Genomic DNA, 20304 nt, shown 5'->3' on the forward strand with positions numbered 1-20304 from the left:
ATTTCCTCGTTCCTCCCTACGGCGTGCGCCAGCGGCGGCCGTCGCGCTCGATCAGGCGGTCGGCGTCGCGCGGCCCCCAGGTGCCGGCGTCGTAGTTGGGAAAGGTCGGCGGCTCTTCTTCCTGCGCCCAGGCATCGAGCACGCAATCGAACATCTTCCAGCCCTCTTCGACCTCGTCTCGGCGCTTGAACAGCGTCTGGTCGCCCAGCATGCAGTCGAGCAGCAGCCGCTCGTACGCCTCCGGCGGGTCGACGAGGAAGCCGGCGCCGTAGGAGAAGTCCATGTTCACCGAGCGGATCTGCATCTGCGAGCCCGGCACCTTGGCGCCGATCGTCAGCGACATGCCCTCGTCCGGCTGGATGCGCAGCGCCAGCACGTTCGGCCGGAACTGCGTCACCGCCTGGCTGGCGAAGGCGAGGTGCGGCGCCTGCTTGAACTGCACCGCGATCTCGCTCACGCGGCGCGGCATGCGCTTGCCCGTGCGCAGATAGAAGGGCACGTCGGCCCAGCGCCAGTTGTCCACGAACAGCCGCGCCGCCACGTAGGTCTCGACCGCGGAGGTGGCCGAAACGTCCTGCTCTTCGCGGTAGCCTCCGGCCTGCGCGCCTTCAACCCAGCCGGGGCCGTACTGGCCGCGCACCACGTCGCGCACCTTGCCGCCGTTGCAGAGCGGCCGGATCGAGCGCAGCACCTTGACCTTCTCGTCGCGCACGCCGTCGGCGTCGATGCGGGCGGGCGGCTCCATCGCCACCAGCGTCATGAGCTGCATCAGGTGGTTTTGCAGCATGTCGCGCAGGGCGCCGGAGGTCTCGTAGTAACCGCCGCGCCCCTCGATGCCGATACTCTCGGCCACCGTGACCTGCACGTGGTCGATGTAGCGCCGGTTCCAGACCGGCTCGAAGATGCCGTTGGCGAAGCGCAGCACCATCAGGTTCTGCACCGTCTCTTTGCCGAGATAGTGGTCGATACGGTAGACCTGGCTCTCGGCGAAGCAGCCGGCGATCTCTTCGTTCAGCTCGCGCGCTGTGTCGTAGTCGCGGCCAAACGGCTTCTCGATGATGATACGCGAGAAGCCTTCGTCCTGCTTGTTGAGGCCGGCGGCGCCGAGTCCTTCGATGATCTCGCCGAAGATGCCGGGCGGCGTGGAGAGATAGAAGATGCGGTTGCCGCTGGCGCCGCGCTGCTTGTCGAGCGTGTCCAGCTCGGTCTTGAGCTTGTGGAACGTCCCCGGATCGCTGGTGTCGCCGGGGATGTAGTAGAGGCCCTGGGCGAAGCCGTCCCAGACGGTGGGCTTCGCCTTGCCGGTGCGCGAAAACTGGTCCACGCCGTCGCGCATGCCGCCACGGAACTGTTGATCGCTCAGCGTGCTGCGTGAGACGCCGACGACCGTGAATTCGCCGGGGATCGTGTGCTCCAGCGCGAGGTTGTAGAGCGCCGGCACCAGCTTGCGCTTGGTCAGGTCGCCGGAGGCGCCGAAGATGATCATCGTCGCCGGCGGCGCGGTGCGCTGGCGCTGCAAGCCCTCGCGCAGCGGATTGGCGCGCGACCCGCGCGGCCGGCGTTCGGTGGTGCGTGTCGTCATGCCGGTCGTTACGAGGAAATAGGAACGAGGAAATAGGAGATAGGAGAACGAAGCGACGCGCCCCTATTTTCTATTTGCTTATTCCTATTTCCTCTCCCCCTATTCCCTATGAATCGCGTGGCCACCGAACTCGTTGCGCAGCGCGGCGATGACTTTTGCCCCGAACGACTCGTCTTGCCGCGAGGCGAAGCGCGCCAGCAGCGAGAGCGTGATCACCGGCGCGGGCACGCTCCGGTCGATCGCCTCCTGCACCGTCCAGCGGCCTTCGCCCGAGTCGTCGATATAACCACGCACGGATTTCAGGTCCGGTTCGGCGGCGAAAGCCAGCTCGGCCAGCTCCAGCAGCCAGGAGCGCACGACGCTGCCGTGCTGCCAGATCTGCGAGATGCGGTGCAGGTCGAGGCTGTACTCCGAGGCGTGCATGATCTCGAAGCCCTCGCCGTAGGCCTGGAGCATGCCGTACTCGATGCCGTTGTGCACCATCTTGACGAAGTGGCCGGCGCCGCTCGGCCCCATGTAGGCGTAGCCGTCCTCGGGCGCCAGCGTCTTGTAGATCGGCTCGATGCGGTCGTAGATCGGCTTCTCGCCGCCGATCATCAGGCAGTAGCCGTTCGCCAGGCCCCAGATGCCGCCGCTGGTGCCGCAGTCCTGGTAGTGCAGCCCGGCGGCGGAGACGCGTTCGCCTCGCGCCTTCGTGTCCTTGTACATCGAGTTGCCGCCGTCGATGATCACGTCGTCCCCGGCCATCAGCGGCAACAGCTCGTCGATCGTCTGATCCACCGGCGCGCCGGCGGGCACCATGATCCAGACCGCGCGCGGCGGCGAGAGCTTGCTCACCAGCTCGGCAAGCGAGCCCGCGCCCGTGGCGCCCTTGTCCACGGCCGACTTCACCGTGTCCGGGTTGCGGTCGTAGACGACGAGCTGGTGCCCGCCGAGGATCAGCCGCTCCGTCATGTTGAAGCCCATCCGGCCCAGGCCGACCATTCCCAGTTGCATCGTGGCCTCACCCCCCGGCCCCCTCTCCATTTCATGGAGAGGGGGAGATCTGTGGTTTGTGCCGCATGGCCGGCGGCTGGGAGAATGCCTACTTCACTGCTGTCAGCGATTCGGTGAGGGCGGCGAGACCGTTGACCACGTCGCCGTCGATGTGCAGGCGCAGGGCGCGGCGGCCGTGCTTCTCCAGCGATTGCAGGTCGCCCAGCGCCTGCGCCGCTTCGAGCACGGCGAAGCTGTACTTTTCGCCCGGCACCGGCGCGTCCCGCTTCGCCGTCGCCGTGATCTGCACGAAGACGCCGCTGTTCGGCCCGCCCTTGTGCAACTGGCCGGTGGAATGCAGGAAGCGCGGCCCGTAGCCCAGCGTCGTCGCGACTTTGAGTGCGTCGCGCAGGACGATGCGCCGCTTCTGCAGCTCGTGCTCGATCGCCTCGTCGTAGGGCAGATAGGCCATGATCGCCAGGTAGTCGCCCGGCTTCACGCCCTTGAGGAAGCCGGCCAGCGTCTCCGCAAAGGCGTGCTCGCCCGAAGCGCCGTTCGCGCCGCCGGCCCTCGCGCCGTTGCTGGTGCCGGCGGTGAGCGCCAGACCGTCGCGCCGCGCCGTCGGGTCCGGCTCGGTCAGGCTGCCCTTCGTCTCGAACTCGGCCAGCAGGCGCTTCGTGTTGTCCTTGCTCTCCTGCACGTTCGGCTGGTCGAAGGGGTTGATGCCGAGGATCGAGCCGGCGACGGCCGTGGCGAACTCCCAGCGGAACATCTCCGCGCCCAGGTCGAGCGCATCGTTCAGCGTGAGCCGCACCACCGGCTGGCCGGCCGCTTCGAGCGCCTTGACCTTGCGCTCAAGCGCGGCATCGCGGTTGCCCTTCAGCTCGATCAGGGCGAAGAGGCGATCGGCGCCGTAGTCCGCCGGCTTGCCCGGCGCTTCGGTCGCGATCGGGATCAGGCCGCGGCCCTCCTTGCCCGTGCTCTCGGCCAGGAGCTGCTCGCCCCAGAGGCCAAAGCTGGAGAGCTTCGGTGAAGCGAGAAACGTGACTTTGTCGTGGCCGTTCTGCGCCAGCGTGCCGAGGATCGTGCCCAGCCAGAGGCCGGGGTTGCTCGGGGCGGCGGCGCCCGCGCAGGCCTCGGCCATCACGTGCGCTCGCTCCAGCAGCGTCTTCACGTCCACGCCGGCCAGCGCCGCGGGCACGAGGCCGAAGGGCGAGAGCGCCGAGTAGCGCCCGCCGATCTCGGGGTCGCCGTAGAAGACGCGGCGGAAACCCTGCTGCTTCGCCGCCGCTTCGAGCGAACTGCCCGGATCGGTGATCGCCACGAACTGCTTACCCGGCTCCTGCACGCCGGCCCGCTTCACCTGCTCCCAGAAGTAGGCGTGGAAGGTGTTGGGCTCCGTTGTGCTGCCGGACTTGCTGGAGACGATGAACAGCGTCTTCGGCAGGTTCACGGTCTGCTGAACCGCCAACACGTTGGCCGGGTCGGTGCTGTCCAGCACATGCAGGCGTGGATAGCCCTCGCGCTTGCCGAACGTTTCGGCGAAGACGAGGGGCGCCAGGCTGCTGCCGCCCATGCCGAGCACGACGGCGTCGCTGAAGCCTTCCTGCCGCACCTCTTCCACAAAGCTGTTCAGATCGTCCAGCGCCTTCAGCCCCGCTTCCGGCGCCGTGAGCCAGCCGAGCCAGCCGGAGAGCTCCTGGTCGTCCGGCTTCGCGTTCGGCTTCCAGTAGGTCGCGTCCTTCTTCCAGACGCGGCCCGCGGCGCCGCTCTTCTCGGCCGCGGCCAGCGCCCCATCGACCTTCCTCTCGAAGGCGCCGAGCGAGGCCGACTGCCGCGCCGCGAGGTTTGCCCGCATCACGTCGCTCTTGGCGGCGATGCCGGCGAACAGCTCGTCGATCGAGGCGGAGAACGAGGCGACACCCTCGTCCTCCAGCTCCTGCGTCACCTGCGTCATGCTGATGCCGGCCCGCGCCAGCCGGCGCATCGCCTCGTGCGCCTCGGCCAGGCCCGTATCGAGCGTGTCGGCGACAACGCCGTGGTCGCGGAAGGCATCGATCGTCTGTGGCGGCATCGTGTCCACGGTGTCGCGGCCGATCAGGTCTTCGACGTACATCACGTCGCGATAGGCGGGGTTCTTGGTGCTGGTGCTGGCCCAAAGCGGGCGCTGCACGCGGGCGCCTTTCTCGCGCAGGTCGCGGAACTCGTCGCCGTAGAAGATCTTCTTGAAGTCCTCGTAGGCGATCTTGGCGTTGGCGATCGCCGCCTTGCCTTTCAGCGCCTCCAGCTCGCGCTTCTGCTCGCCCTTCGCCGCCGCGATCTTCTCGTCGAGCATCTTGTCGACCTTGGTATCGACGCGGCTGACGAAGAAGCTGGCGACGGAGGCGATGCGGTCCACGGGCTGGCCGCGCGTGGCGCGCAGGCGCAGGGCGCGGACATAGGCGCGGGCCACGTCGATGTAGCGTTCGACGGCGAAGATCAGCGTGATGTTGATGTTGATGCCCTCGGTCAGGCAGTGCTCGATCGCGGGCACGCCCTCGCGCGTGGCGGGAATCTTCACCATCAGGTTGGGCCGGTTCACGATCTGCCAGAAGCGCTTGACCTCTTTGATCGTGCCGTCCGTATCCCGCGCCAGGCCGGGCGCAACTTCGAGCGAAACGAAGCCGTCCTCACCGTGCGTCGCGTCGTAGACGGGGCGCAGGATGTCGCAGGCCGTGCGCACGTCGTCCGTGGCGAGCCGCTCGTAGATCGCGTTCGGATCGGCGCCCTTGCGCGCCATTTCGCGGATCTGGTCGTCGTAGTCGTCGCCCGCCGCGATCGCGTGCTGGAAGATCGTCGGATTGGCGGTGACGCCGCGCAGGCCGTCGTTGTCGCGCAGGCCGGCGAGCGTGCCGTCTTGCAGAAACTTGCGGCGGATGTTGTCGTACCAGAAGCCCTGCCCGTGCACGGCGAGCTGCTGCAGCGGGTTCAGTTTCTTCGCGGCCATCGGGTTTGCTCCTTCTGGATCTACAGACCGGGGCGCCGTCTGTCGAGGCTCTCGTCGCGAAGGGCGCAGTTGGTTGGAGATGCCTGTTCCACAGCCATGATAGTGCGCCCTCCAGTAGCCGCCGCCGCGCTACGGTGCGCGGACCAGGCTCTTTGCGGCCGCGACGACGTGGTCGGCGGTGAAGCCGAACTGCGCCATCACGATCTCGCCGGGCGCGGAGGCGCCGAAGTGATCGAGGCCGATGACGATGCCCCGGTCGCCTACCCAGCGGCGCCAGCCCTGCGGCGAGCCGGCCTCGATCGAGACGCGGGCCGTGACCGGCGGCGGCAGGACTTCGTCGCGGTAGCTCTGCGGCTGCCGCTCGAACAGCGCCCAGCTCGGCATCGAGACGGCGCGGGCGCGGATGCCCTCGGCCGCCAGCTTCGCGCGCGCCTCGACGACAAGCTGCACCTCCGAGCCGGTGGCGATCAGGATCACCTGCGGCGGGCCGCCGTCGGCCTCGGCCAGCACGTAGGCGCCCCTGGCCACACCGCTCGCCTTGCCATACTGCGCCTGGTCGATGATCGGCAGTTTTTGCCGCGACAGCACGATCGCGCAGGGGCCGTCTTTGTGCTGCAGCGCGACTTTCCAGGCCTCGGCCGTCTCGTTGGCGTCTCCGGGGCGCAGCATCACCAGGTTCGGCACCGAGCGCAGGCCGGCGAGCTGCTCGACCGGCTGGTGCGTGGGGCCGTCTTCACCGAGGCCGATGCTGTCGTGTGTGTAGACGAAGGTCGCGGGGATGCCCATCAGCGCGGCCAGGCGCACGGGCGGGCGCATGTAGTCGTAGAAGGCCAGGAAGGTCGCGCCGAAGGGACGCACGCCGCCGTGCAGCGTCATGCCATTGAGCGCGGCGCCCATCGCGTGCTCGCGCACGCCGAAGTAGATGTTGCGCCCGTCGAGGCTGCTCTTCTGGAAGACGCCCATGCCCTTCATGTCGGTGTCGGTCGAGCCGGAGAGATCGGCCGAGCCGCCGAACAGCTCCGGCAGCTTCGGCGCCAGCGCATTCAGCACTTTACCCTGCGCCGAGCGCGTCGCCATGGCGCCGTCGGCCGGCGTGAACAGCGGCACATCCGCATCCCAGCCCCGCGGCAGCCCGCCCGCCATCACGCGCTTGAACTGCGCCGCCAACTCGGGGAAGGCCTTCTCGTACGCGGCGAACCTCTCGTTCCACTCGGCTTCCAGCTGCGCGCCGCGATCGACGGCACGGCGCATGTGCGCCAGCGCCTCGGCGGGCACGGCGAAATGCTCGTCGGGGTTGAAGCCGAAGAATTGCTTGGCGAGCCGCAGCTCGTCCTCGCCCAGCGCCTTGCCGTGCGCCTCGCTCGTGCCCTGCACGTGCGGCGCCCCGTAACCGATGATCGTGCGGCAGGCGATCAGCGACGGTTTGTCCTTCACCGCCTGCGCGGCGCGAATCGCCGCGTCCACGGCGTCGGCATCCATGCCGTCCACGCACTGCACGTGCCAGTTGTAGGCCTCGAAGCGCTTCGGCTGGTCGTCGTTCACCGACCAGTCGGCCGGGGCGTCCAGCGTCACGTGGTTGTCGTCGAACAGGTAGATGAGGTTGCCCAGGCCAAGATGGCCGGCGAGCGAAGCGGCCTCGTGCGAGATCCCTTCCATCAGGTCGCCGTCGGAGACGATGCCGTAGATGTAGTCGTCCACGATCGCGTGGCCGGGGCGGTTGTAGACGGCGGCGAGGTGCTTCGCCGCCATCGCCATGCCGACGCCGTTGGCGAAGCCCTGGCCGAGCGGCCCGGTCGTCACCTCGACGCCGGGCGTGTCGCCGTACTCGGGGTGGCCGGGCGTCTTCGAGTGCCACTGGCGGAACTGCTTGATGTCATCCAGCGAGAGGTCGTAGCCGGTCAGGTAGAGCAGGCTGTAGAGCAGCATCGAGCCGTGGCCAGCGGAGAGCACGAAGCGGTCGCGGCCCTGCCAGTTGGGATCTTTCGGGTTGTGGCGCAGGTGGTTCTGCCAGAGGGCGTAGGCCAGCGCCGCGGCGCCCATCGGCAGGCCGGGGTGGCCGGAGTTGGCCTTCTGCACCGCGTCGGCGGAAAGCACGCGGATCGTATTGATGCAGAGCTGGTCGATGCTCGTCGCGGTTGCCACGGTCGCTCCTGCCCCGGCGCCTGGGCGCCCGTCTGTTCGCTTCGCCGTGTGTACGCTGCCTACCAGTATGCGCGATTCGCTTCGCGCCCGGATGATCGTACCGCTCAGCGCCGCAAGGCGCATGACATACCTGCCCAGTAGCGCCGCGCCATCTTCATGTTACAGCGCGAAGCAAACGGCTTCGCCTGACCATGGGAGTGATCAGAGGCGCCGGCGGCGCAGCGCGCGAAAAGCGCCGCTGGAGCGACTTGCTCCAGCGGCGCAGGGTTGGCGGGGCCGAGAGACGCTGCCTACGCCAGCCGGCCAACGAGCGGCAGGCCGCGCACCGCCCGCGGCAGCCGCAGCGAGCGCAGGCGGGCCGGCAGGCGCACGAGTGGACGGTTCTTGAGCCGCCCCGTTTCGATCTCGGAGGCGGTCAGCTCACGGCTCATGCGCGCGATCAGGAGCTGGTGTTCCAGCTGGCGGCACTCGACATCGTAGAAGTTCATGGCCGTCCTCCGGTATCGCTGCGAACCGCGCGGGCCGCCTGGCGGCCGCGCCTGCCTACCGCTGTGTTGAGTGTGCGGCCGGGCGGCGCGGCGGGTTGTCGTCCGGCGGACGGTGGCATTGTCGGCTGGCGGACAGTTGCGCGGGCGCGCCGCGGAACGTGGACACAAACCAGGCCGCCGGCAGCATTGCCGGCGGCCTGCAGCGGAATGCGGAGACGCCCCGTGGAGTGCTTACGCCGCGCGGCTGTCCAGCGTGGCGGCGACGGGCAGCATCTCCGGCCGCCGGGCGGCGAGCTGGGCCGCCGCGCGCCGGCCGCGCTTCGCGGCGGCCGCCGGCGCCGGATCAACGGCAAGGGCACGCTGCATGAACTCGCGCAGCAGCTTGATCGCGCGGGCGTGCAGCTGACTGACACGCGACTCGCTGATGAACAGCATGCGGCTGACCTCGCGCATGCTCTTGCCCCGGCAGTAGTGCGCGTCGATCAACACTTCCTCGCGCGGCGGCAGGGAGCGAATCGCGTCGATCAGCAGGCGGCTCAGCTCGCGCTGCTCCAGCCGCTCGCTGGGGCTGACGTCGGGGTCTTCGTCGGCCAGCAGGTTCAACAGGCTGAAGCCGGCCTCGTCGCCGCCGGTCGCGGCGCCGTTGTGGCCGTCGTCTACCTGTTCGAGCGAAACGACGGTGTGACCGAGCGCCTGCATGGTGCGGCGCAGCGTGTCGAGCGGGCGGCCGAGCGCCTCCGCAAGCTCGGGCAGCTCGGGCCAGCGGCCGCTGGCGTGCGCCAGGTCGGCGGCCACGCGGTCGATCTCCTTGCCCTTGGCACGCAGGCTGCGCGGCAACGGGTCCAGGGTGCGCAGCGCATCCTGGATCGTGGTGCGGATATGCATCACCGCCCAGGTGCTGAACTTGAGGCCACGATCGGCGTCGAAGGTATCGACGGCGGCGATCAGCCCCTCGATGCCGTACGAAAGCAGATCGTCGTAGTCGAGCAGCACGCTCTGGCCCGTGTGGCGCGACATCGCGTTGGCCACGTAGCGGGCGAGCGGCAGATGTCGGGCGATCATCGCCTGGCGCTCGGCCTGCTGCTGCGGGCTGAGGGCGGCGATGCGCGCGTACCGTTCGGCGCGGCGCCGCGCCGGCGCATTCTCGGCGATGGTCGTGCCGGCTTCGGACTCGTTGGCGTCGGCATCAGGATCGGCGCCGGCGTCCGCGGCGGCGATCAGGGCATCGGCAGCGGCGCTCAGCGCGGCGGCGTCTTCGGCGTCCAGGGTCTCTCGTGTGGGCGGTGCCGGGGACGTGATCGGGACGACGCGGATCGTTGCAGTATCCATACCGCTCCTGCCTCGGACCCGGTGCGTCGATCGCCGTTCCTGTCGTGTTTCGGCAGCGGCGCACCGATTCGGCCTCGTTCCCGATTGTCTGCGCGGCCTCCCCTGGTTGTGATTAGGGGTTTGCCCTAAAAATTTGCATAACCGTCGGATCGGTGTCAGATCTTTGCAGGGATGAGGGACGAGGGAACAGGGAACAGGGGACCGGTGAGGGGGACGGGCGGATGAGGCGCGCACGCTTGCCGGGTGTGCAGCGCCTGGCCGCCCCACCCCACGTGCGGCGCGCGAGTGTGCTAATGTGCCAGGCGCTGCGAACGCCCGCGAACCCTGGCCCTTCCTCCCTCTGTTCCCTATCCCCTATCCGCCGGCCTTGCCCAGCACGATGCCGGCAAGCAGCAGCAGCAGGACGACGCTGGTGAGCAGCGCATAGAGCCGGTCCCGCTCAACGGCGAAGGCGACGATCGAGATCGCCACGCGCATCACCGGCGTGAACAGCAGCACCAGCAGACCCAGTGAGATCACGCCGAACGCCTGGCCGCGGCGCACGGAGTCGAGCACGCCGCCGTAGCTCGCGGCGGGCAGCGGCTCGCCTGGCAGGCCGTCCTTCAGCAGCCCTTCGAGGCCACCCTTGTGCGCGCGCAGCAGCGCGGCGTGGTCCTGCCCGACCAGCAACGCGAAGCCGAAGAGGATGATCGCGATGCTGCTCCAGACGCCGATGCGCAGCAACCAGGAGATGATCAACTCGACGGCGCTGTCGCCGGGCGGGCGCAACACGGGCGGGCCCTGGCGGTCGCGTTGCGCTCCGTCCGCGTCCACAACTGCTGCATCAGCCCCGCCCGCAGCCTCACTCGCCCCGCGATCGATCTCCCCTTCCCCTGGTATTGGGGGCGAAGCGATGGCTCGGGGGATAGGGGCCGGCCGCTCGGCGTCGGGCATCGGTCAGCCTCCCAGGCCCTTGAGAAACATCTGCACGGTGATGATCAGCAGAATCACGAGGAAGACCTTGCGCACGGTGCGGCCGCGCAGGCCGCCCAGCAGCTTGCTGCCCGCCGTGGCGCCCAGCAGCACGCCCACGGCCACCGGCGCCGCCAGCACCGGGTGAATCTGGCCGCGGGCGAAATAGACGCTGGCGCTGGCCGCCGCGGTTACGCCGATCATGAAGTTGCTGGTGGCCGTGCTGACCTTGATCGGCAAGCGCATCGCCAGGTCCATCGCCGGCACCTTCAGCGCGCCGCTGCCGATGCCGAGCAGGCCGGAAACGGCGCCGGCGATGTACATCAACCCCAGCCCCGGCAGGGCGCCGGTCACCTGATAGCTGACCACGCGGCCCAGCGCCTTGTCCTCGTAGCTGCTGGCCAGCCGCAGGCGCTGCGAGATGTGATCCGGCACGAACGGCGCCGGCGCCTCTTCCCGGCGCTTGCGGAACATCGCCAGCGCCGAGTAGCCGAGCACAACGGCGAAGATCAGGTAGAGCGCCCGTCCGGCCAGCACACCGCCGAGGTAGGCGCCGCTGAGCGCGCCCGTCGTCGTGCCCAGCTCCAAAAACATGCCGGCGCGAATGTTGGAGAGATGGTCGCGCACGTAGGCCGCGGCGGCGCCGGAGCTGGTGGCGATCACGGAGACGATGCTGGCACCGATCGCCAGGCGGATATCGACGCCGAGGAACGTGGTGAGCGCGGGAATGACGATGATGCCGCCGCCCAACCCCAGCAGCGAGCCGAGCAGCCCCGCCGCCACGGCGACGAGCAGCACGATCAGGATGTAGACAAGCGGCGCCACGTGCTCAGGGTATCGGGGTCAGGAAATAGGGAACAGAGATATCGGAGCGCGAGCGAACCGCGGGCGGCGTTGCGGCGCCGTGCTGCCGTTGCCAGCAACAGACGCCCTGTTTATGATGCGCTAACACCTCGCGGATATACTGCCGCGGGGTGGTCGGGCGGCAGGATCGGCCGGCCGCGGGCGAGCGACCGGAGCGAAGCGGACCGGAACAGGGAGGCGGCGTGTCCAATATCGCCACGGTGGCGGCGCCGGAGCGGCCGGCGCTGGGCGCGGCGCTGCGCCGGCGGTTGTCCTACGCCGCCGAGGCTGCGACGGGCTACCTCTTCCTGGCGCCGTCGCTGCTCGTCTTCGGCACGTTCGTCTTCTATCCACTGGTCAAGTCGGTCTATCTCGGCTTTTATGTGAGCAACCCCTTCGGCACCGGCCAGGTCTACGTCGGCACGGACCAGTACCGCCGCGTGCTCAGCTCCGACCAGTTCCACACGGCGCTGGTGACCACGGCGCTGTTCGCGCTCTACACCGTCGCCGGCGGCGTGGTCCTGGGGCTGCTTTTGGCGCTGCTCGCCAACGCGCGGCTGCGGGGCATCTTCATCTTCCGCACGATCTTCTCCTCGACGATCGCCACCTCGGTCGCCGTCGCCTCACTGATGTGGATTCTGCTGTTCAACCCCAGCATCGGCGTGCTCAATTGGGCGCTCTCGCTGCTGCACATCGCCCGCATCAACTGGCTGACCTCGCCGCACTGGGCGCTGTTCTCCGTCTCGATCGCCACGATCTGGCTGCAGCTCGGCTTCAACACGATCGTGCTGCTCGCCGGCCTGCAGGGCATTCCCGAGGAGTTGTACGAGAGCGCCCGCGTGGACGGTTCCGGCCCCGTGCGCCAGTTCTTCAGCATTACGTTGCCGATGCTCTCGCCCACGCTCTTCTTCGTGATCGTGATCGCCAGCATCCGCGCCTTCGAGTCGTTCGGCCAGATCGATCTGCTGACGCAGGGCGGGCCGAACAACGCCACCTTCACCCTGGTCTACGCGATCTACCGCAACGCCTTCTTCAACTTCGGCGCCACGGGCGTCGCGTCGGCGCAGGCTGTCGTCCTGTTCGTGATCATCCTGCTGTTCACGGCGGTTCAGTTCGGCGTGGCCGAGCGCAAGGTGTTTTACGGATGACGGCCGCGCTTCCTGCCATCCAGACACAAACGCTGCGGCGGCCGGCGCGCCGCCGCCTGCGGGTCGGCACGCTGCTGCGCTACCTCGCGCTGACGCTGGCGGCGCTGGTGATCATCCTGCCGGTCTACCTGGCGATGATCACCAGCATCCTGCCGGCCAACGAAGTGGCGACGGTGCCGCCGCACTTCGTCACGCTGCACCCGACCTTCGACAACTTCCGCCACGTCTTTCGCGTGGTGCCGATGTGGCGCTTCCTGCTGAACAGCACCGTCGTGGCCAGCTGCATCACGCTGGCGCAGATGGCCACGGCGGCGCTGGCGGCCTACGCCTTCGTCTTCCTGCGCTTCCCCTTCCGGCGCATCCTGTTCTTCCTCTTCCTCTCCACGCTGATGGTGCCGGCCGAGGCGACGATCGTTCCCAACTTCCAGACGATCCTGCACCTGCACTGGATCAACACGTATCAAGGGCTGGCGGTGCCCTTTGCCGCCACGGCCTTCGGCACGTTCTTGCTGCGCCAGTTCTTCCTCAGCCTGCCGAAGGAGATCCTCGACGCGGCGCGCGTGGACGGCTGCGGCCACCTGCGCACGCTGTGGAGCGTGGTGCTGCCGCTCTCGCGGCCGGCCTTCGCCACGCTGGCCGCCTACGCCTTTCTCGCCGCCTGGAACCAGTATTTGTGGCCGCTGCTGGCCACGAACAAGCCAAGCATGCAGACGGTGCAGATCGGCCTGAAGGCCCTTGTCGGCAACGAGGCGTCCGATCCCGGCCTGGCGATGGCCGGCACGGTGATGGCCCTTTTGCCGACGATGCTGCTGCTGATCCTGGCGCAGCGCCACATCGTGCGCGGCCTGACGGGCGGCGCGGTGAAGGGGTGAGCGTACGCCGCGAGCGCCCGGCGGAACTCGAATCAGTGAGGAGGCGAACTCGATGAAACACCGTTTCGGAATCGTTGTACTGCTGGCGGCGCTGCTGGCCGTCGCCTGTTCGAGCAACAACAACAAGACGAACTCCAGCAGGGCCGGCGGCAGCACGGCGCCGGCAGCCGCCGCCAGCAGCACGCAGGCAGCCCCTGCCGCGAGCAGCGGCGCCGCCGCGGCCGCCTCGCCCAGCGGCACGCCGCGGCCCACCGTGGCCGCCGCGCCCGGCGCCGTCAAGATCAGCTTCTGGCACGCCTTCAGCGGCACCAACGGCGACGCGCTCAACGCGCTGGTGGACAAGTACAACAGCTCGCAGCAGAAGGTGCACGTCGATGCCGTCTTCCAGGGCAGCTACGACGACACGATCAACAAACTGCGCCAGGCGCTGCAGACGAAGACCACGCCGGACCTGATCCAGATCTACGACATCGGCACGCGCTTCATGGTCGACAGCAAGGACGTGACGCCGGTGCAGACCTTCGTCGACAAGGACAAGTTCGATCTTTCGACCTTCGAGCCGAACGTGCTCGGCTACTACAAGGTCGGCAGCACGCTCTACTCGATGCCCATGGCCACGTCGAACCCGATCCTCTACTACAACAAGGACATGTTCAAAGCGGCCGGGCTGGACCCGGACAAGCCGCCGAAGACGTTCGAAGAGGTGGCCGACGCCGCCAAGAGGCTGACCAAGGGCGACGTCAAGGGCATCGCCCTGCCGATCGATGACTGGTACATGGAGCAGAGCCTCGCCACGCAGGGCGCCTACTTCGCCGACCCGAGCAACGGCCGCGGCGACAAGCCGGCGGACAAGGCGGCCTTCAACGGGCCGGAGGGCGTCGCCTTTCTCACCTGGTGGGCGAACATGATCAAGGACGGCACGGCGGCGAACCTGGGCCGCAACTCCAGCGACACCAAGGCCGCCTTCTTCGCCGGCAAGATCGCGATGGTCGTGGACTCGACCGCGGCGCTGCGCCAGGTGATCGATTCGACGCAGGGCACGTTCCCGGTGGGCACGACCTTCTACCCACGCCCGGCCAACAACCCGAAGGCCGCGGGCACAATCATCGGCGGCAATTCACTCTGGATCATGAAGGACCACCCGCAGGCGGAGCAGGACGCCGCCTGGGACTTCATCAAGTGGCTGATGCAGCCGGAGCAGATGGCCTTCTTCCACGTGAGCACCGGCTACTATCCGCCGAATAAGGCCGCCTACGACGTGCAGTCGGACAAGGACTGGCTGGCGAAGTACCCGCAGTTCCAGACGGCGATCGACCAACTGCACGCCAGCCCGCTGAACCCGGCGACGCAGGGAGCCTTGCTCGGCATCTTCGTGCAGGCGCGGCAGGACAATCAGTCGGCCTTTGAGTCGGTCTTCGCCGGCCAGGCCACGCCGCAGCAGGCGCTGGACAAATCGGCCGGCACGGTGACGGGCGAGATTCAGCAGTACAATCAGGCCGTCGGCCACTGACGCCGGGCGGCGCGGCCCCGCTCCTTCCCCCAGGAATAGGGAGGGAGCGGGGCGATCTCCTGGGGCGCGTCAGCAGATGGCGAGTCTGTTGGCGCGGCCCGCCAAGCGCCTGGTCCTCACACCGCAAGCTTCGTCCGGCTGGATGAAGACGGCGCGCCGGCCGATCTGCACCCGTGCTGGTCCCGCCGCGCCCGATCGAGGCCCGCAAGGGCTGGTCGAGGCGGGCGGCGGCATCCCGCGAGGCATACGAAAAGCCCGAAGCAACCTCGCGGCCGCTCCGGGCTTCGTCCCTCGGGCACGTCGCCGTGCCTTCGGTAAGATCAATGGTCTCACAGCCGGCGCCGTTTTTCCAGCGTGCTCAGCGCCACTGAGCTCGACGATCCTGCCTGAATGCTGCCTCAGACTCACTCCAGCGGCCGGAAACGGCGATTTCTCCTGGCAGGCCGCGCTCAGCAGAGCGATGCTGGCGCGAGGGGCACAGCCAGTTGACGAACCGCTTTATCATGCAGGCAGCGGGCGCGATAATGGCGCATATGTTCTGTGCTGCGTGGAAGGCTCCATGAGCGGCTCATCCTCGCGCCGATCGGCGGCGATTGCCGGGCCATCCGGCCTGGATCTGCTCGGCATCGGACGCATTCTGTGGCAGGGCCGGGGTGCCATCGTCGTCACCACCGCGCCCAGGGGTCGCATCGTCCTCTGGAACCCGGCGGCCGCGGCGCTCTTTGGCTACGCGACGGAGGAAGCCGCCCGCCTGCGTCTCTCCGCACTCTTTCCCGGGCGCACCCCGGCACTGGTTCGCGCCGTGCTGACCGGCGCCACGACGGCCGGCCAGGATGGAGGAACGCCGGAAGGCCAGCCGCTCCGCCTGGTCATGCGTCATGCCTCCGGTGTCGATCTGCCCGTGGACGTGACCCTGAGCCGCGACGATGCGGCCGGCGGCGCGTTCTTGATCGCGCTGATCCGCGACCTCGGCACGCCGCGCGGCGAAGACGAGCAGGCGGCGCACCTGACGACCTTGCTGTCGGTCGCCCGCAGCCTCAGTTCGACCCTGGACCTGCGGCGGCTGCTGGACCTCATCCTCCAGGAGCTGCGCCACGTCGCCGACTATGCCGGCGCCACCGTCGCCCGGCGCGACGGCGATGTGCTGGTCGTGCTCGCCAACCGCGCCGGATCGCGGGCGGGCAGCTCGCTGGGCGCGGAGATCGAAGGGAGACGCATCCCGCTGTCACGGGGCAAAGCGATCTGGCGGACGCTCAGCCGCGGCAAGCCCGTGCTGGTCGCGGACATGCAGGAGGACACGACCTACTCGCGCGCCTACCGGGCCGTGGTTGGCCGGCTGCTGGGCGAGCGGCTGCAGGCGATCCGCGCCTGGATGGCCGTGCCGCTGATCTCCCGCGGGGAGGTGGCCGGCTTCATCGCCCTCTCGCATGGCACCCCCGGCTTCTATACCGCACAGCATGCCAGCTTCGCCGCCGCGATCGCTAATCACGCCGCCGTCGCCATCGACAACGCCCGGCTGTACGAGCAAACCCAGGAGGCGGTGAGACGAGCGACGGCCCTGGCGCGGATCGCCGCCAGCGTCGCGCTGGGCGGGGCGCTGGACACGGTGCTCGACGCGCTGGCAGGCCGCGTGGTGCAGGCGAGCGGCGCCGTTGCCTGCGCGGTCCTGCTGGCGGACGGCGATCCGCCGCGGCTGCGCATCGCCGGCAGTCACGGCCTGCCGGGGGGCTATGCGGCGGCCTACAACCGGATCGTGCGCGGCGAGGAACCCTCGGATAACGTGAGCGTCTTCCTGGAGCGCCGGCCCCGCGTCTCGCGCAAGGTGTGGCGGGGGCTGCTCAAGCGGCCGGCGTACCGGCCCATTCACCCCTTCGCCAAGCAGGTGAGCTGGGATTCGATCGCGCTGGTGCCGCTGGTCACCCGCGAGCGCCCCGTGGGCACGCTGGCGACCTACTACCGCGCCGGCGAGGAACCGGACGAGCGTGAGCTCGCCCTGCTCACCGCGATCGCTGACCAGGCGGCGGTGGCGGTGGAGAATGCACGGCTGTTCGACGCCGCGGGCGAGAAGGCCGCCCTCGAGGAGCGCACCCGCCTTGCCCAGGACCTGCACGATTCGGTGACGCAAACGGTCTTCAGCCTGGGGATGCTGTCGCGCGCGGCACAGGCGCAGCACGAGCAGCGCTCGGCGAAGCTGGGCGAGACGCTGGACCGGGTCGCCACGCTGGCGCGGGAGGCGCTGGTCGAGATGCGGGCGTTGCTGTTCGAACTGCGCCCCACCAGCCTCTCGGAAGAGGGGCTCGTCGGCGCCCTGGCCAAGCTGGTGGAGGCGGTGCAAACCCGCACAAACCTGGCGATCAGCTACCGCGCGACCGAGGCGCTCCGGCTTTCGCCGGACATCGAGCTGGCCGTCTTCCGCATCGTGCAGGAGGCGCTCAGCAACGCGGCCAAGCACGCCCAGGCGAGCGAAGTCGCCGTCGAGCTGGCGATGGACGAGTCGGGACTGCGGGTAAGCGTGGCTGACAACGGCGGCGGCTTCGACCCGGGCGCGCCGGTGGTGCCGTCAGCCGACGGCGCCCGCGGCGGGCAGGGCATGCGCTCGATGCGCGAGCGAGCCACGGCCGTCGGGCTGCACCTGCGGGTCGAGAGCGCCCCGGGCGAGGGCACGAGGGTCATCGTTCAACTGCCCGCCGTCAGCGCCCGGCTGCCCTGAAGTGCTGCGCCGGCGCGGCCCGCCTACGAGACGATCGGCTCACCGGCGAGCCCGGGCGTACAATCGGGGACACGGATCAGCATTCTGCGAATGGAGGGCACGGCCGTGCTCAGGGAAGAGGAGAACCGCGCCCTGATCGAGACCGGCGCCGGCACGCCGATGGGCGAGCTGTTGCGCCGCTACTGGCAGCCGATCGCCGCCGTGGCCGAGCTGGACGACCAGCCGATCAAGAACGTGCGCCTGCTGGGCGAAGACCTCGTCCTCTACAAGGACAGGAGCGGGACGTACGGCCTGATCGATCAGCACTGCCCGCACCGCCGCGCCGATCTCTCCTACGGCATCCCAGAAGACGGCGGCCTGCGCTGCAACTACCACGGCTGGCTCTGGGATGAAACCGGCGCCTGCCGCCAGCAGCCCTTCGAGGAGGTCGCCCGGCCGGAGGCGCGCTTCAAGGAGCGCGTCACGATCAAGGCCTACCCCGTGGAGGCGAAAGCGGGCCTGCTCTGGGCCTATCTCGGCCCGCCACCGGCGCCGCTCGTGCCCACCTGGGAGCCGTTCACCTGGCGGAACGGCTTCGTGCAGATCGTCTTCGCCGAAGTCCCCTGCAGCTGGTTCCAGGGACAGGAGAACTCGATCGACCCCGTGCACTTCGAATGGCTGCACTCCAACTGGGGTGCGCGGCTGCGCGGCGAACACGGCGCCTACTCGCCCACGCATCTCAAGCTCGGCTTCGACGAGTTCGAGTACGGCTTCACCTACCGCCGCGTACGCGAGGACACGACCGAAGCGGACCCGCTCTGGACCGTGGGCCGCGTCTGTCTCTGGCCCAATGCGCTGTTCACCGGCGAGCACTTCGAGTGGCGCGTGCCCATAGACGACGACCACATGCTCAGCGTCGGCTGGTTCTTCAACCGGGTGCCCAAAGAGCAGGAGCCGTTCGTTCAAGACCGCATCCCCTACTGGTACGGGCCGATCAAGGACGAGAAGACCGGCCGCTGGATCAGCTCGCACGTGATGAACCAGGACTTCATCGCCTGGGTTGGCCAGGGCGCAATCGCCGACCGTACGCAAGAACACCTGGGCGAGAGCGACCGCGGCATCATCTTGATGCGCAAGAAGCTGCTGGAGCAGGCGCGCAGCGTTGCCGACGGCGGCGAACCGAAGGGGCTGGTGCGCGATCCGGCCGAGAACGCCTGCGTACGGCTGCCGATCATCGACCGTGAGCGTTACGTCAACGGCTTCTCGCAGGCGGAGCTGCTGAACGAGCAGGTGGCCGGTCTCTTCTACGGCCGCGACTTCGTCTTCCAGGCCGGCCAGCCGCCGGAGGTGATGCGCGCCTACCGGCAGGCGATGGGCATGGAGGCCGGCTGAGGCACGGCCGCCGTCGCACGGGAGTAGGATGAACGCCGAACGCCGATGCGCATCCAGTTCGCCACGGGAGGCAGAGCGATGCTGTCCGTCGAGCAAAACGAGCTGATCAGCCGTGTGGGACCGGGCACGCCCATGGGCGAGACGCTGCGCCGCTACTGGCTGCCCGTCGCCATGCGCGCGGAGCTGCCGGAGCCGGACGGCGCGCCCGTGCGCGTGCGTCTGCTCGGCGAAAAGCTGGTCGCGTTTCGAGACACGAGCGGCCGCGTCGGCCTGGTGGACGAATACTGTCCGCACCGCGGCGCCTCGCTCTGGCTGGCGCGCAACGAGGGCTGCGGCCTGCGCTGCATCTACCACGGCTGGAAGTTCGACGCCGACGGCGACTGCCTGGAGCAGATGAACGAGCCGGAGAGCTTCGCCGAAAAGATCCGCCTCACCGCCTACCCCACCTGCGAGGCCGGCGACGTGGTCTGGGCCTACCTCGGCCCGCGCGAGGCGATGCCGCCGCCGCCGCACTTCGAATGGGCGCGGGCCGCTGCCACGCAACGCCACGTCTCCAAGGTCTGGCAGGAATGCAACTGGGTGCAGGCGTTAGAAGGCGGCATCGACACCTCGCACGCGCCGATCCTGCACCGGGCGCTGGCCGCCAACGGCGCCGGCATCTCCCCCGACTCGCCCTTCGTGCGCGGCAAGGCGCCGATTCTCGAAGTGGACACGACGGACTACGGCTTCCGCTACGCCGGCGTGCGCGAGCTGGACGGCGACAAGATCTACGTGCGCGGCTACCACTACGTGATGCCCTTCCACCAGTTGCGGCCGCAGCAGGTGCCCAACCGCGGCCTCGGCGGCGGCCCGCGCCACCCGATGATCGCCGGCCACATGTGGGTGCCGATGGACGACGAGAACACGATGGTCTGGAACTGGCTGCTCGTTGTGGGCGAGGAGCCGCTGACCGACGAGGAGCGGCTGGAGCGCGGCACCGGCAACGGCCCGGACTTCGTCGACGCGGCCAACGACTACCGCTCGCGCCAGGGCCGCTGGAACGACTGGGGCATCGACCGCGCCCGCCAGCGCACGGTCAACTTCTCCGGCATCGAGGGCATCAACCAGCAGGACCGCGCCGTGCAGGAGAGCATGGGGCCGATCGTCGATCGCAGCCGCGAGCACCTCGGCCCGGCCGACCGCGCGATCATCACCATGCGCCAACTGCTTCTGCAGGCCGTGCGCATGGTGCGCGAGGGCGGCGACCCGCCCGGTACGGGCGACAGCTACTACGCCCTGCGCGCCTGGGAGGCGATCCTGCCGCGCGGCACGGCCTGGCGCGACGCGCTGCTGCCGGAGATGGATCCCGACGCCGCGCGCCACGAGACGGCCGGGGTGCGTTGACGGGCGGTCTACAC

14 protein-coding genes are annotated in these 20304 nt (G+C 69.0%); 6 read left to right on the top strand and 8 right to left on the bottom strand.

Annotated elements, in window-relative coordinates; all coding sequences use genetic code 11:
- Positions 1 to 16 precede the first annotated feature (16 nt).
- The 8 genes from zwf to VKV26_16035 all read right to left on the bottom strand — a co-directional run bounded on the left by zwf (position 17) and on the right by VKV26_16035 (position 11278).
- Entirely contained in the window at positions 17 to 1582 is a 1566-nt protein-coding gene (gene zwf, locus VKV26_16000; protein HLZ71404.1) for a glucose-6-phosphate dehydrogenase, read from the bottom strand.
- Between the two features lie 99 nt (positions 1583 to 1681).
- Positions 1682 to 2578: a decarboxylating 6-phosphogluconate dehydrogenase gene (gene gnd / locus VKV26_16005; protein ID HLZ71405.1), complete on the bottom strand. Its 897-nt coding sequence runs from the start codon at positions 2576 to 2578 to the stop codon at positions 1682 to 1684.
- An 88-nt stretch (positions 2579 to 2666) separates the two neighbouring features.
- The gene (locus VKV26_16010; GenBank protein ID HLZ71406.1) at positions 2667 to 5543 is read right to left on the bottom strand and encodes a bifunctional transaldolase/phosoglucose isomerase; all 2877 of its coding nucleotides are present in this window, start codon (positions 5541 to 5543) and stop codon (positions 2667 to 2669) included.
- 129 nt (positions 5544 to 5672) lie between these two features.
- Positions 5673 to 7685, bottom strand: a complete 2013-nt coding sequence (gene tkt / locus VKV26_16015) for a transketolase (protein ID HLZ71407.1) — start codon at positions 7683 to 7685, stop codon at positions 5673 to 5675.
- Between the two features lie 290 nt (positions 7686 to 7975).
- Entirely contained in the window at positions 7976 to 8173 is a 198-nt protein-coding gene (locus VKV26_16020) for a hypothetical protein (GenBank protein HLZ71408.1), read from the bottom strand.
- A gap of 231 nt (positions 8174 to 8404) precedes the next feature.
- Complete coding sequence (locus VKV26_16025) at positions 8405 to 9502, bottom strand: sigma-70 family RNA polymerase sigma factor (GenBank protein ID HLZ71409.1); 1098 nt, start codon at positions 9500 to 9502, stop codon at positions 8405 to 8407.
- A 354-nt stretch (positions 9503 to 9856) separates the two neighbouring features.
- Complete coding sequence (locus VKV26_16030; protein HLZ71410.1) at positions 9857 to 10315, bottom strand: DUF1634 domain-containing protein; 459 nt, start codon at positions 10313 to 10315, stop codon at positions 9857 to 9859.
- A gap of 123 nt (positions 10316 to 10438) precedes the next feature.
- Positions 10439 to 11278, bottom strand: coding sequence for a sulfite exporter TauE/SafE family protein (locus VKV26_16035; GenBank protein ID HLZ71411.1), 840 nt, complete (start codon positions 11276 to 11278; stop codon positions 10439 to 10441).
- Between the two features lie 221 nt (positions 11279 to 11499).
- On the opposite strand from VKV26_16035, the gene VKV26_16040 reads away from it, so the two are divergent.
- From VKV26_16040 to VKV26_16065, 6 genes are all read left to right on the top strand, one after another.
- Positions 11500 to 12444, top strand: a complete 945-nt coding sequence (locus tag VKV26_16040; protein HLZ71412.1) for a sugar ABC transporter permease — start codon at positions 11500 to 11502, stop codon at positions 12442 to 12444.
- Positions 12441 to 13316 carry a carbohydrate ABC transporter permease gene (locus VKV26_16045; GenBank protein HLZ71413.1) on the top strand — a complete coding sequence of 292 codons (876 nt, stop codon included), beginning with the start codon at positions 12441 to 12443 and terminating at the stop codon, positions 13314 to 13316. The genes VKV26_16040 and VKV26_16045 overlap by 4 nt, the downstream gene beginning before the upstream one ends.
- A gap of 52 nt (positions 13317 to 13368) precedes the next feature.
- Entirely contained in the window at positions 13369 to 14826 is a 1458-nt protein-coding gene (locus tag VKV26_16050) for an ABC transporter substrate-binding protein (protein HLZ71414.1), read from the top strand.
- 559 nt (positions 14827 to 15385) lie between these two features.
- Positions 15386 to 17536, top strand: a complete 2151-nt coding sequence (locus VKV26_16055; protein HLZ71415.1) for a GAF domain-containing protein — start codon at positions 15386 to 15388, stop codon at positions 17534 to 17536.
- Positions 17537 to 17641: 105 nt separating this feature from the next.
- Complete coding sequence (locus VKV26_16060) at positions 17642 to 18907, top strand: aromatic ring-hydroxylating dioxygenase subunit alpha (GenBank protein HLZ71416.1); 1266 nt, start codon at positions 17642 to 17644, stop codon at positions 18905 to 18907.
- A 78-nt stretch (positions 18908 to 18985) separates the two neighbouring features.
- Positions 18986 to 20290, top strand: a complete 1305-nt coding sequence (locus tag VKV26_16065; protein HLZ71417.1) for a Rieske 2Fe-2S domain-containing protein — start codon at positions 18986 to 18988, stop codon at positions 20288 to 20290.
- Positions 20291 to 20304 lie beyond the last annotated feature (14 nt).

Source organism: Dehalococcoidia bacterium (assembly GCA_035310145.1).
GTDB lineage: Bacteria > Chloroflexota > Dehalococcoidia > CAUJGQ01 > CAUJGQ01 > CALFMN01.

Excerpts from the sequence above, each read along its gene's own strand:
- gnd (HLZ71405.1), bottom strand. The coding sequence starts at position 2,578 with ATGCAACTGGGAATGGTCGGCCTGGGCCGGATGGGCTTCAACATGACG.
- VKV26_16065 (HLZ71417.1), top strand. The coding sequence starts at position 18,986 with ATGCTGTCCGTCGAGCAAAACGAGCTGATCAGCCGTGTGGGACCGGGC.
- VKV26_16050 (HLZ71414.1), top strand. The coding sequence starts at position 13,369 with ATGAAACACCGTTTCGGAATCGTTGTACTGCTGGCGGCGCTGCTGGCC.
- zwf (HLZ71404.1), bottom strand. The coding sequence starts at position 1,582 with ATGACGACACGCACCACCGAACGCCGGCCGCGCGGGTCGCGCGCCAAT.
- VKV26_16055 (HLZ71415.1), top strand. The coding sequence starts at position 15,386 with ATGAGCGGCTCATCCTCGCGCCGATCGGCGGCGATTGCCGGGCCATCC.
- VKV26_16045 (HLZ71413.1), top strand. The coding sequence starts at position 12,441 with ATGACGGCCGCGCTTCCTGCCATCCAGACACAAACGCTGCGGCGGCCG.
- VKV26_16025 (HLZ71409.1), bottom strand. The coding sequence starts at position 9,502 with ATGGATACTGCAACGATCCGCGTCGTCCCGATCACGTCCCCGGCACCG.
- VKV26_16020 (HLZ71408.1), bottom strand. The coding sequence starts at position 8,173 with ATGAACTTCTACGATGTCGAGTGCCGCCAGCTGGAACACCAGCTCCTG.
- VKV26_16010 (HLZ71406.1), bottom strand. The coding sequence starts at position 5,543 with ATGGCCGCGAAGAAACTGAACCCGCTGCAGCAGCTCGCCGTGCACGGG.